This window comes from Avibacterium paragallinarum, assembly GCF_900450705.1.
Lineage (GTDB): Bacteria > Pseudomonadota > Gammaproteobacteria > Enterobacterales > Pasteurellaceae > Avibacterium > Avibacterium paragallinarum.
Genome location: NZ_UGHK01000001.1, coordinates 496,086 through 508,554, shown reverse-complemented (window position 1 = coordinate 508,554; position 12,469 = coordinate 496,086). Strand labels below are relative to the sequence as shown.

General features: G+C 40.6%; 13 protein-coding genes. 7 read left to right on the top strand and 6 right to left on the bottom strand.

What is annotated here, in order from left to right:
* The first annotated feature begins 4 nt into the window (after positions 1–4).
* The 4 genes from lptD (at position 5) to DXZ23_RS02735 (ending at position 4,653) form a co-directional block, all read left to right on the top strand.
* Positions 5–2,347 (top strand): LPS assembly protein LptD, encoded by a 2,343-nt coding sequence (lptD, locus tag DXZ23_RS02750; protein WP_017806643.1) that lies wholly within the window; start codon positions 5–7, stop codon positions 2,345–2,347.
* A 241-nt stretch (positions 2,348–2,588) separates the two neighbouring features.
* Entirely contained in the window at positions 2,589–3,233 is a 645-nt protein-coding gene (locus DXZ23_RS02745) for an RICIN domain-containing protein (RefSeq protein ID WP_021724664.1), read from the top strand.
* A gap of 12 nt (positions 3,234–3,245) precedes the next feature.
* Positions 3,246–4,073 carry a cytolethal distending toxin subunit B family protein gene (locus tag DXZ23_RS02740; protein ID WP_021724663.1) on the top strand — a complete coding sequence of 276 codons (828 nt, stop codon included), beginning with the start codon at positions 3,246–3,248 and terminating at the stop codon, positions 4,071–4,073.
* 10 nt (positions 4,074–4,083) lie between these two features.
* On the top strand, positions 4,084–4,653 hold the full coding sequence (locus DXZ23_RS02735; RefSeq protein WP_017806646.1) for an RICIN domain-containing protein: 570 nt from the start codon (positions 4,084–4,086) through the stop codon (positions 4,651–4,653).
* Between the two features lie 112 nt (positions 4,654–4,765).
* Here DXZ23_RS02735 and asnC read toward each other — a convergent pair whose 3' ends face one another.
* Positions 4,766–5,224, bottom strand: a complete 459-nt coding sequence (gene asnC / locus DXZ23_RS02730; RefSeq protein WP_017806647.1) for a transcriptional regulator AsnC — start codon at positions 5,222–5,224, stop codon at positions 4,766–4,768.
* A gap of 156 nt (positions 5,225–5,380) precedes the next feature.
* Here asnC and asnA point away from each other — a divergent pair, with 156 nt between their 5' ends.
* Entirely contained in the window at positions 5,381–6,373 is a 993-nt protein-coding gene (asnA, locus tag DXZ23_RS02725) for an aspartate--ammonia ligase (protein WP_017806648.1), read from the top strand.
* A 91-nt stretch (positions 6,374–6,464) separates the two neighbouring features.
* On the opposite strand, the gene DXZ23_RS02720 is transcribed toward asnA, so the two are convergent.
* The gene (locus DXZ23_RS02720; RefSeq protein WP_021724662.1) at positions 6,465–6,701 is read right to left on the bottom strand and encodes a hypothetical protein; all 237 of its coding nucleotides are present in this window, start codon (positions 6,699–6,701) and stop codon (positions 6,465–6,467) included.
* A gap of 88 nt (positions 6,702–6,789) precedes the next feature.
* On the opposite strand from DXZ23_RS02720, the gene DXZ23_RS02715 reads away from it, so the two are divergent.
* Positions 6,790–7,269 carry a hypothetical protein gene (locus DXZ23_RS02715; RefSeq protein WP_017806650.1) on the top strand — a complete coding sequence of 160 codons (480 nt, stop codon included), beginning with the start codon at positions 6,790–6,792 and terminating at the stop codon, positions 7,267–7,269.
* A gap of 15 nt (positions 7,270–7,284) precedes the next feature.
* Complete coding sequence (locus tag DXZ23_RS02710) at positions 7,285–7,890, top strand: outer membrane protein (protein ID WP_081603144.1); 606 nt, start codon at positions 7,285–7,287, stop codon at positions 7,888–7,890.
* A 120-nt stretch (positions 7,891–8,010) separates the two neighbouring features.
* Here DXZ23_RS02710 and ilvA read toward each other — a convergent pair whose 3' ends face one another.
* The 4 genes from ilvA to ilvM all read right to left on the bottom strand — a co-directional run bounded on the left by ilvA (position 8,011) and on the right by ilvM (position 12,469).
* Entirely contained in the window at positions 8,011–9,558 is a 1,548-nt protein-coding gene (ilvA, locus tag DXZ23_RS02705) for a threonine ammonia-lyase, biosynthetic (RefSeq protein WP_017806652.1), read from the bottom strand.
* A gap of 10 nt (positions 9,559–9,568) precedes the next feature.
* Positions 9,569–10,246, bottom strand: coding sequence for a DUF1345 domain-containing protein (locus DXZ23_RS02700; RefSeq protein ID WP_017806653.1), 678 nt, complete (start codon positions 10,244–10,246; stop codon positions 9,569–9,571).
* A 95-nt stretch (positions 10,247–10,341) separates the two neighbouring features.
* The gene (gene ilvD, locus DXZ23_RS02695) at positions 10,342–12,183 is read right to left on the bottom strand and encodes a dihydroxy-acid dehydratase (protein WP_017806654.1); all 1,842 of its coding nucleotides are present in this window, start codon (positions 12,181–12,183) and stop codon (positions 10,342–10,344) included.
* A gap of 67 nt (positions 12,184–12,250) precedes the next feature.
* Complete coding sequence (gene ilvM, locus DXZ23_RS02690) at positions 12,251–12,469, bottom strand: acetolactate synthase 2 small subunit (protein WP_017806655.1); 219 nt, start codon at positions 12,467–12,469, stop codon at positions 12,251–12,253.

Sequence of the window (12,469 nt, the reverse complement as noted above, 5' to 3'; positions counted from 1 at the left end):
ATTAATGAAAAAAAATTATTACACTTTACTTTCTTTCTCAATTTTGACCGCACTTTATGGCACGTCAAGTTGGGCAAGTTTGCAACAACGCTGTTTGGCAGGCGTTCCCCATTTTACTGGGGAGGTGGTGCAAACCTCAAACAACGATTTACCCGTTTATATTGAAGCGGATCGAGCAGAACTTAATCAGCCCGTGAATGCCCGCTATGAGGGGGACGTGGAGATCAAACAGGGCAACCGCCATTTAACCACCCAAGTGGTGGAAGTGGTGCAAACGGGCGAGGGCGAGGCAATTCAACGCACCGCTTATGCCAAAGAGAGATTTGATTATAAAGATAACCTCATTAATGTATTGGGTCAGTCAGCAAAAATTAACCTCAATAATAAAGATGCCGATATTAACGCTGCCGATTACCAGTTTGTCGGGCGACAAGGGCGGGGGCGTGCGGAACAAGTGGAGCTACGCGAAGATTACCGCTTGCTTAAAAATGCCACGTTCACCTCGTGCTTGCCTGATGATAATAGCTGGATGATCGAAGCCAGCGAAATGCGTCAGCACATCAAAGAAGAATACGCAGAAATGTGGCACGCTCGCTTGAAAGTACACGGCGTGCCGATTTTCTATACCCCTTACTTGCAGCTCCCCATTGGCGACCGCCGCCGTTCAGGCTTATTAATGCCAACCGCGGGGCATTCCAGCCGTGATGGTTATTGGTATAACCAGCCGATTTATTGGAATATCGCACCGAATTTTGATATGACCATCACACCAAAATTTATGTCAAAACGTGGTTGGCAGTTTAACGGTGAAGCCCGTTACCTCACGCAAATTGGCGAGGGAGTTATCGCTGGCGAATATTTAGGCAATGATCGTTATGATGATTATCAAGGGGAAAACCGCTCCCGCCATTTATTCCACTGGCAGCACAGTTCAAGTTTTTTAGAAAATTGGCGGCTTAACGTAGATTATACCAAAGTGAGCGACAAGCGTTATTTCAACGATTTTGATTCAAATTACGGAAGTAGCACGGACGGCTATGCCGATCAAAATTTCCGCATTGCCTATTATCAACCCAACTACAATTTATCAATTTCAGGTAAGCAATTCCAAGTGTTTGATGAACCGGAGATCGGGCCTTATCGCGTTCTACCACAAATTGATTTCAATTATTACCGCAATGACCTTGCTGACGGGCGTTTAGATTTCAAATTCTTCTCTCAAATTACTCGCTTTGAAAATGACAGCACCTTAATGCCAAAAGCGTGGCGTTTCCACTTAGAGCCAAGTTTAAACTTCCCGCTTTCCAACCGCTACGGCAGCTTAAATATTGAAACCAAACTGTATGCCACTCACTACAACCAAACCAAAGGCAGCAGTGCGAATGCAGAGGTGCAGCGTTCGGTCAATCGCGTCCTGCCACAAGTGAAAGTGGATTTCCAAACCTTATTGGCGAATAAAGAAAGTTTTATTCAAGGCTACACCCAAACCCTTGAACCGCATATTCAATATCTTTATCGTCCATATAAAGATCAAAGCGACATCGGAGCAAAATTAAACAGCCAATATCTCGGCTTTGGTTACGACTCCGCTTTATTACAACAGGATTATTTTTCCCTCTTCCGCGATCGTCGATATAGTGGCTTAGACCGCATTGCCTCCGCTAACCAATTCACCTTTGGTGGTACAACCCGCTTTTATGATGAAAGCGGAAATGAACGCTTTAACCTCTCCGTTGGGCAAATTTATTATATGAGTAGCTCACGTATTGATAATAATAGCGATAACACTAGCCATCGCTCTAGCTCCTCGTGGTCGCTAGAAACTAACTGGCTAATTAGCCCACAATGGAATTGGAGAGTAAGCTATCAATATGATCCAAGTTTACACCAAACCTCACTGGCAAATTCTGTGTTAGAATTTAACCCGAGTGGTAATAATCTTGTGCAATTAAGCTATCGCTACGCCAGCAGAGAGTATATCGACCAAAACCTCACAGGTGCAAAAGCCTACAACCAAGACATTAAACAACTTGGTGTAACTGCCGCGTGGGAAATTGCCGACAACTGGGCTGTAGTGGGGCGTTATTACCAAGATCTCGCCCTCAAAAAGCCCGTGGAACAATATGTTGGCATAAGATACAACAGCTGCTGCTGGTCAGCAGGTATCGGCGTTCGACGTTATGTAACCAGCAAAGAAGGGCAAAAAGCCGACCAAGTGCTGTACGACAACGGCATTAGCGTTAATTTTGAATTACGCGGACTAGGCACAAACGACCACCGCAGCGGCATCGAAAAAATGCTCAAGAGTGGCAAACTCCCCTATATTCAATCTTTTAGCTTATATTAAATTCAACATACCAAAAGGTAATGCTTATTTTTAGTATGTTGGTAAAGGTCTAGATAAAAGCTAGACCTTTTGAAAACCTGTTAGATCAAATAGGATATCTAAACATTAACACTTGCTTATCTTATGATGAGTGAGTAATAAAAAATAATATTTTCAGAACACGGATAAAAAAAAAATAGTGCTTATGAGTATATTGTTTTATAATCTCCCACCTGTACCTAATTATAATTAGAGATTTATTATGCGACATTATATTATCTATGGATTTTTGCTCATAGCTTGTTTTTATAGTACTCAAGCTAATTCAGATTCCTTAAACCCAAATTTACTTACTGATACTCCTACTCCCCCAGGCAAGGTAGGAGAAATAGTGGGTGAGGATGCAAATGCCGTTGTTACTCCTCTGATTTCTCATAAATCGTCTTCTAAGGGAATACCTATGGTAAGCATTATGAATCACTCTTCAGGTGTAATTACAGTATGGGCTCTTGCACCAAATAACTGGTTATGGGGATATTCACCATTTGATTCAAAATCTTTTGGACAATTGCGTAATTGGTATGTTTTAAAAAATGCGAATGGTTCAGTGTCATTCCGTAATGTAAGAACTAAGACTTGTATGGCGGCATATAAAAATGGAATTATTCATTCTGCGTGCAATCGTAATAAATTGAGTCAGCAGTTTGATTTATTATCATTAACCAATGGTGCTGTAGCTCTAAAAAATGCAGGTAATCAAAAATGTTTGCGTATACCTGAAAGACGTTCGACAGTATATATGCCAATTACGTTCGTAAAATGCCCTACGGGAGATCAATTTACTGTTGATCAGCAATGGTTTATTGCCCCTCCAATTCTTGACTCCTATCCAATACCGAATAATTAGGGAAATATAATTATGCTAAAAAGAATAATGTTATGTTTAGGCTTTTTGTTATATGTTATACAAGCAAACGCAAACTTAGAAGACTTTAAAGTTGCTACATGGAATTTACAAGGTTCTTCTGCAGCGAATGAAAATAAATGGAATGTGAGTGTTCGTCAACTCATTACAGGCGAAGGAGCTGCTGATATTTTAGCTGTTCAAGAAGCTGGGGTTTTGCCAAGTAGTGCGATGATTACTGAAAGGATGGTTCAGCCTGTAGGCGTTGGCATTCCTATTCATGAATATACTTGGAATTTAGGCACATCGTCGCGTCCTGACAATGTATTTATTTACTATTCTCGTGTTGATGTGGGAGCCAATCGAGTTAATCTTGCAATTGTGAGTAGAATCCGTGCGGATGAAGTCATTGTTATTCCACCTCCCACAGTTATTTCTAGACCAATTATAGGTATTCGTATCGGCAATGATGCATTTTTTTCTATTCATGCTTTAGCAAGCCGAGGAGCAGATTCCACTGCAATCGTCCGTGCTGTTTTTGATTATTTTAATACTCGTCCAGAACAGCGTAATACCAATTGGATGATTGTCGGTGATTTCAATCGCGTGCCTTCTAATTTACAACGCTCTTTAGAAACTTCAGAACCTGGTGTGGCAAGACATATTGATATCATTGCTCCAACAACACCGACGCAACAAAGCGGAGGAACGCTAGACTACGGTATCGTTGGAAATTCTGGAAGTTTTATTGGTACGGCTATTATCGCTTCTATTTTATTTGGTCAGATTCGTAGTCAGCTATTATCTGACCATCGTCCAGTTGGTTTTTTTGTTCCACGTTAAGGATAATTTTATGACTAATTTCATCCAAACTGTTTTCAAAATTGGTTTATTTTCAATATTCACTTTCTTTAGTCAGTTTAGTTCAGCAGATATAGATGCTGAGTTAATTGATGATATGGTACAAGTAAATCCATTGATTTCACTGCGTAGTTTAGAAACGGGAGTTCCTCTTATTAATGGGCAATATAAAGATCAACGTAATTTTCAATGGATTATTAGTGAAGTGCCAGCGTCTGAAACAACCTTTAAAAAAGCTGGACTTACTCAGTTTAGAGTACCAGGTTTAGAACGCTGCCTTTATACTATCCAAAATAGGTTAATCTCTGAGAGTTGTGATCCGAAAGATGCGGGGTCTCTTTGGGTTATTATTCCAACAGTTTTAGGAGGCGTTGAAATAAAATCAATGAGAACAAATACCTGTTTAAGTGCGGGCAGAAAGTATAATGATTATAGATTGGCTCCCTGTCAGGAAAATGAAAAGATTACCGTTTCCCCCAAATTACTCTGGTTTTTTTCTCCAGCTTCTATGCCAGCAAAATTATCACCCGCGTTTCCCATTGCTGTCATAGAGAAAGAGTAAAGGTCAGAATAGATATTAAATTACATACAATACCAAAATGATCATTTTGGTATTGTATTGATCTAAAAAATAGACACTGGAATATGTAACAGAAATTTTTGCCCAATCAATATTAAGAAGATGGTGTAATATCACGTAGAATAGGATTTTGCATTGAAATTAATGTTTCTGTTGATTGTATTTCATCAATTAGCTGAATCTTTGTTGCTAACACAGCGTGTAATTCCGCAATAGTATGAGTCATTACTTTAATAAAGATTGAATAATTACCAGTTGTGTAATAAGCCTCTACCACTTCTTCAAATTTTTCTAGCTGAGCAATAACTTTCTCGTAGTCTTTTGCACTTTTTAAAATAATGCCGATGAAACAGCATACATCATAGCCAAGTTTACGTTGATCAATACGGATCTTAGTACCCTGAATAATTCCAGATTGACGCATTTTTTCTACTCGAACGTGAATAGTACCAGGACTAACTCCAAAATTTTTTGCCATTTCGGCATAAGGTGTTCGAGCATCGTTAATTAATACACGTAAAATCTGTTTATCTAAATTATCAAGATGATGCATTAAAATCTCCCAAATTAAATTTTATTTAAAATCAATGTATTTTATTTGAATTAAATCTAATTAAAATCTTATTTGTTTTTATAAGTATTGAAATCTATACTTGTTTTGTTGAATAATACATAAAAATTTCAAACTCATATAAATAAGGTAAATACAATGAAAAAATCATTCATTCTACAACAACAAGAAATCAGCTTTACTAAAAATACGTTTACACAAAAACTTTCCGAGCATTTAGGGCTTGTTGAAGTTCAAGGTCCTATCCTAAGCCAAGTAGGGGATGGTATTCAAGATAATCTTTCAGGTATAGAGAAAGCAGTTCAAGTAAATGTGAAACAGATCACAGATGTGACGTTTGAAGTTGTGCATTCTTTAGCAAAATGGAAACGACATACCCTTGCTCGTTTTGGTTTTGCCGAGGGAGAAGGCTTATTTGTGCATATGAAAGCATTACGTCCAGATGAAGACAGCCTTGATCAAACTCATTCTGTTTTTGTTGACCAGTGGGATTGGGAAAAAGTTATCCCAGCAGGCCGCCGTAATTTATCTTATCTCAAGGAAACAGTTCGCTCAATTTATCAAGCGATTTTGGAAACAGAGGCTGCAGTGAGTGAAAAATTTAATCTAGAGCGTTTTTTACCACAAGAAATTACTTTTGTGCATAGTGAAGATTTAGTAAAACGTTACCCTGATTTAGATGCAAAAGAACGTGAAAATGCGATTTGTAAAGAATATGGTGCGGTATTCTTAATAGGTATTGGCGGAGTACTCTCTGATGGAAAACCTCACGATTTACGTGCACCAGATTATGATGATTGGACAACAACTTCAGAAGGTGACTATAAGGGACTAAATGGTGATATTCTCGTTTGGAACCCGATACTAGAACGAGCCTTTGAAGTATCATCAATGGGGATACGCGTTGATGAAACTGCATTGCGTAAACAGCTTTCTCTTACAAATGATGAGGAACGTTTACAATTTGATTGGCATCAAAAATTAGTTAATGGACATCTACCACTTTCGATTGGTGGAGGAATAGGGCAGTCTAGACTTACGATGTTACTTCTTCATAAGAAACATATTGGTGAAGTGCAATCGAGCGTGTGGCCAAAAGAAGTCACGGAGAATTTTGAAAATATTCTTTAATCACCTTGGAAACTAATTTTTTCTAGATCTAATCATTACAATAGAGAGTAAGTGCGGTATTAAATTTTAAAGAAAAAATATACCGCACTTTTTATACCTGTTTTAATTGTGCTTTTAATAATTGAATAATTTCTTGCAATGACTGAATTTCTTTATCTTTTTGTTCAATAATTTGATCTTTATATTTGAGGGATAATTTAAGTTTTTCGTTTTCAAATAATGTTGGTTCAGATGAACCATAATAAGTTGCTGATGTATGATCGCCATTTTCACTCATCATAAAATAGACACTTCTTTCATTTGGTTGTAATAATTCGATAATATCCACATCAAAAATCTGTGCAATTTTTTCTAATTTATCAAGATGCAGCCGTGTTTCTCCACGTTCTATTTTACATATTTACAGAGGTTTATCTATGAAAACTTTACTTAAAGTTGCATTTCTTTCTAGTGCATTAGCACTTACAGGTTGTGCCACAATTGTTAGCGATAGCAAATATCCTGTACTCATTAAATCAGAGCCTTCAGGTGCTGAATTTACGATTAAAAACGCAAAAGGAGAAATTATTTCTAGAGGAACAACACCTCATACGGTAATACTCAAAGCAGGCGATGGCTATTTCAAAAAAGCCCAATATACAATTACTTTCCGCAAAGGAAAATCTATTTCAACCGTTGATGTTACGCCAAAAGTTGATGGCTGGTATATTGGTAATTTATTATTTGGTGGCTTAGTAGGATTACTCATTGTTGATCCTATCACAGGAGCAATGTACAAACTTCCGGCAGAAGTTACTGGCACATTAAGTACCCAAAAAGAAAGAGCATTAAATATTATTGATATCAACACATTAACAGCAGAACAACGAGCTAAATTAGAACAAATTCATCTATAGGAGGGGCTTTTAGCTATGAGAAAAATATTATCCGTAACGATATTTTTGATGACACCGATTCTCAGTCAGGCAACAAACTTTGAAGGTGGGTATCTAGGTGGTGAACTCGGTTTTAATAAACAATCTTTTTCTATTCCAGCCGAAGAAATTGGTTATTCTTCTAATGGGAATTATACAGGTTCAAGCTCTCGCTCCGTAGGCATTAGCGTGATCGGTGGATATGCTTTTGATTATGGCAACAATTTTATTGGAATGGTTGAAGGAAAATTAAGTATTCCAAATAACAAAATAAAAGACGATGCAGGAGAAGAAATCGCGAAAGAAAATTTCCGTGTAGGGCTTCACTATTTGCAAGGCTATCAAATCGATAACATTCTTCCTTATGTTAAAGTTGGGGTTGAAGCAGGGAATTTTGATATGAATGAGAGCAACTCCAATTTTGATAGGGTAACCTTTGAAAACAGCGGTGCATTCGGTTTCAGCTATGGCTTAGGGGTGAAAGTTAAATTCGCAGATAACCTTATCGCAGGTTTAGATTATAGCCGTGTAACCTTAAAAGCGAAAAATGAGATTGAGTTTAAGAGCAATACTCTTGGTTTAAATGTGAGCTATTTATTTTAACTAACGCAGAAAGCCAAAGCCGCAATCAGAAAATTGAAGATGGCGAAATCTCAGTAGAAATCGGATTAGGTTTCAAAAAAACACACAAAAAAGCCACCGCACTTTTCGGTGGCTTATTTTTTACCCTAAAAAATATCGATAAGCTGGGCTATCTGTTACATCTTGATAGGTGTAGGCGAGTTCTTCGAGGTGTCCGTTGAAGCGGATTTCATCATTTTCATCAAGTTGGAAGCCTGCAAGCACATTGCCGTAGTCTGTGCCGTGGGCGCGGTAGTGGAACAGTGAGATGTTCCAGTGTGTGCCGAGCATTTCAAGGAATTTAAGTAACGCACCTTTTTGTTCTGGAAACTCAAAGCTGTATAAGCGTTCTTTCGCCTTGCTTGATGAGCGTCCGCCGATCATATAACGAATATGAGTTTTCGCCACATCATCATCAGAGAGATCCATAACGGAATAGCCGTGCTGTTGCAACTGCGCGATGATTTCATTTTTTTCATCTTCACCACGAATTCTCACTCCGACAAAAATACAGGCTTGCGCTTGATCCGCATAGCGGTAGTTAAATTCCGTAACGGCACGATCGCCAAGCAAGTGGCAGAAACGCAAGAAGCTGCCTTTTTCTTCAGGAATGGTTACTGCAAGCATAGCCTCGTGTTTTTCACCGATTTCGCAACGCTCAGATACATAACGTAGCGTATGGAAATTTAGGTTAGCGCCCGATAAAATATTCACCAAGGTTTCCCCTTGAATGTGATTTTCTTTAACGTATTTTTTCAATCCTGCCAGCGAAACCGCGCCTGAAGGTTCTGCAATCGCGCGTACGTTTTCAAAAATATCTTTCATTGCGGCACAAATTTCATCGCCGTCCACCAGCACCACATCATCAAGATATTGCTGGCATAAACGGAAAGTTTCATCGCCAATGCGTTTTACTGCCACGCCGTCCGCAAATAAGCCGACACGTTCGAGATCCACTGGTTGCCCTGCTTTTAAGGCTTGATACAGGCAGGCTGAATCTTTGCTTTCCACGCCGATCACTTTAATTTCTGGCATTAATTGTTTGATTAGCACGGCAACACCAGCGGCTAAGCCACCGCCGCCCACGGGGACAAACACGCGATCAATGTTGGAAGATTGTTGCAATAATTCCAACGCCAACGTGCCTTGCCCTGCGATCACTAAAGGGTGATCGAAAGGGGGAATGAAGGTCATATTTTTGCTTTTGGAAAGTTCAATCGCCTTACTTTTGGCTTCATCAAAGTTTGCACCGTAAAGCAGCACTTCGCCACCAAAATGACGCACCGCCTCTACTTTAATGCTTGGCGTATTTTGTGGCATCACGATTAATGCTTTCAAGCCCAATAATTTGGCGGATAGTGCCACGCCCTGCGCGTGGTTGCCCGCAGAGGCTGCAATCACGCCAGCTTGGCGTTGTTCATCATTTAAGGCGGCGATCATTGCATAAGCGCCACGTAATTTAAAGCTATGCACAGGCTGGCGATCTTCACGCTTAATCAAAATTTGATTTTCCAAGCGGGCGGAAAGTTTTTCCATTGGCTGTAACGGCGTGCTTTGTGCCGCTTGATATACCACAGAACCCAGTTTCAAAATGGTTTTTAAATAATCATCTCCGCTCGGAGTTGGATTGTTAAATGCAAGGGTTGTCATTTTATTATCCTTAAATAAAACCAGAAATAATGTTAATTAATAAGGAAAGCACGGTTACGTTGAAAATAAAGGCGACAATGCTATGAATCCCGCCTAACACTCGCCCCGCTCGGGAGGAAAACATCACATCGGCCGTTTGTGCTGATGTGCCGATAATCAAGGCGGTGTAGATAAAATCATAGTAATTTGGCTCGGTTTGATAGCCATTTTGCCCGTTGCTTTGTGGAATTTGCAGTGGCATTGGCTCACCGCTGACTTTCGCGTGATAGAATAAATGGGCGTAGCGAATCGCAAACAAAATATGGATCACCAACCAAGAAAGAAAAATGGAAATAATCGCTAAGGTGATATGCCACGCCTTTTCCATTGGCGGGAGATTTTGTGCAATGCTCACTAAGCGAACCAATGCCACGATACATGCGATAATGATCACGCTTACAATTAAAAACATTGCTTTTGTGCCAGTTTGACGTTCTTGAAGTATCGCGGTCATTTGTTCACGGTGGCGATGTTGTTGGCGAATTGTCCAAAATGTCCAAAATAAATACAGGCTCATTCCCATATCCCAAGAATAAATGAGATCGGTACTAATATCGCCTTGCGAAAGTAGGCGAAACGCCATAAAAGAGAGAACCACCAAGATCAAACTGGTGAAAAATTTAATATGCTGTTTTAGCATTTTTTGCATTTTGCTTTCCTTGTATGCCTAAATTTAGGCAGAAATTATAAAAAATTCGCGAAAAAACGACCGCACTTTGATTTACACAAGGCGGTCATTTTGATTTAGTCGCTTAATTTGGAACGATCTCGCACCGCGCCTTTATCTGCTGAAGTAGCGAAATAGCCGTACATTTTGAGTGCGAAAGACACTTCACGCTGACGATTTACAGGCTTCCAGCCTTTGGCATTTTGCTCTGCTCGGCGTACGCTCAATTCTTCCTCGCTAACCAATAATTGGATTGAACGGTTTGGAATATCGATCTCAATGGTATCGCCGTCTTTCACCAAGCCAATTGTCCCGCCTGCTGCGGCTTCTGGCGAGCAATGCCCAATGGAAAGCCCCGATGTGCCGCCCGAAAAACGCCCGTCCGTTAATAAGGCACAGGCTTTGCCTAAGCCCATTGATTTCAAATAGCTGGTTGGATACAGCATTTCTTGCATACCCGGTCCACCTTTTGACCCTTCGTAGCGGATAACCACCACGTGTCCCGCTTGCACTTTGCCGCCGAGAATGCCGCTTACCGCATCTTCTTGGCTTTCAAAGACAATGGCTTTGCCGGTGAATTTCAAAATGGATTCGTCCACCCCTGCGGTTTTAACGATACAGCCGTCTAAGGCGATATTACCAGAAAGCATTGCTAAGCCGCCATCTTGGCTATAAGCAAAGGCTTTACTGCGAATACAGCCATTCTCGCGATCGTCATCAAGGCTGTCCCAACGGCAATCTTGCGAAAAGGCTTGAGTGGTGCGAATACCCGCAGGCCCTGCACGATAGAATTGGCGAATTTGTTCATCTTGCGTGAGCATAATGTCGTATTTGGCAATTTGCTCAGCTAGGCTTAAACCTAATACGGTGCGAGTTTGGTTATCAAGCAATCCTGCACGATCTAACTCACCAAGGATCGCCATAATACCGCCTGCACGATGCACATCTTCCATATGATATTTAGCCGTATTCGGGGCGACTTTGCTTAAGCAAGGCACACGGCGGGAAAGGCGATCAATATCTGCCATTGTGAAATCCACTTCCGCTTCTTGAGCTGCGGCGAGTAGGTGTAACACGGTGTTGGTTGAACCGCCCATTGCAATATCTAAGCTCATTGCATTTTCAAACGCAGGCTTAGTGGCAATGGAACGTGGCAATACGGATTCATCATCTTGCTGATAATATTTATTGCACAGTTCGACAATTTGTTTGCCTGCGTCTAAGAAAAGCTGTTTACGATCAGCGTGGGTCGCAAGGCAAGATCCATTGCCAGGTAGGCTTAAGCCTAAAGCTTCGGTTAAACAGTTCATTGAATTTGCGGTGAACATTCCTGAACAAGAACCACAAGTTGGACAGGCAGAACGCTCAATGGTTTCCACATCAGAATCTGATACATTTTTATCCGCACTTTGCACCATAGCGTCCACTAAATCCAATTTGATGAGCTGATCGGAAAGTTTGGTTTTTCCCGCTTCCATCGGGCCGCCAGAAACGAAAATCGTTGGAATATTCAAGCGCAATGCGGCCATTAACATTCCTGGGGTGATTTTATCGCAGTTAGAAATACACACCATTGCGTCTGCACAGTGAGCATTCACCATATATTCTACGCTATCGGCGATTAAATCACGGGAAGGCAAGGAATACAGCATTCCGCCGTGTCCCATTGCGATCCCATCATCAACCGCAATGGTGTTAAACTCTTTCGCCACCCCGCCTGCTTGCTCAATTTGCTGAGCCACCAGCTGCCCGATGTCTTTAAGGTGAACGTGACCAGGGACAAACTGGGTGAAAGAATTGACTACGGCGATAATCGGCTTACCAAAATCATTTTCTTTCATTCCTGTGGCGCGCCACAAGGCTCTTGCTCCAGCCATATTGCGACCTTGTGTGCTGGTCGCGGAACGTAATTTAGGCATAATCTCTCCAAACTTTATTAATATTATAATTTGTGTTTGCGGGCGAACATTCCGCCCAATAATAAACTTAGTGTAAATCTAGCACGTCGGGCAATTTAACTAATTGATTAATAAGCAATTCAACCTCTCTTTCACTTTGCACCTTGAGCTGTAAATGGAGCGTTTTTTCTTGCGTTTCGCTGTGTAATGAAATCACTTCAAAGCCACGATGACGCACCACACGCAATAAACGCTCTAAGGTTTCTGGGCGGCGATTCGCTGTAATAACTAATTGATATTGTTGCAT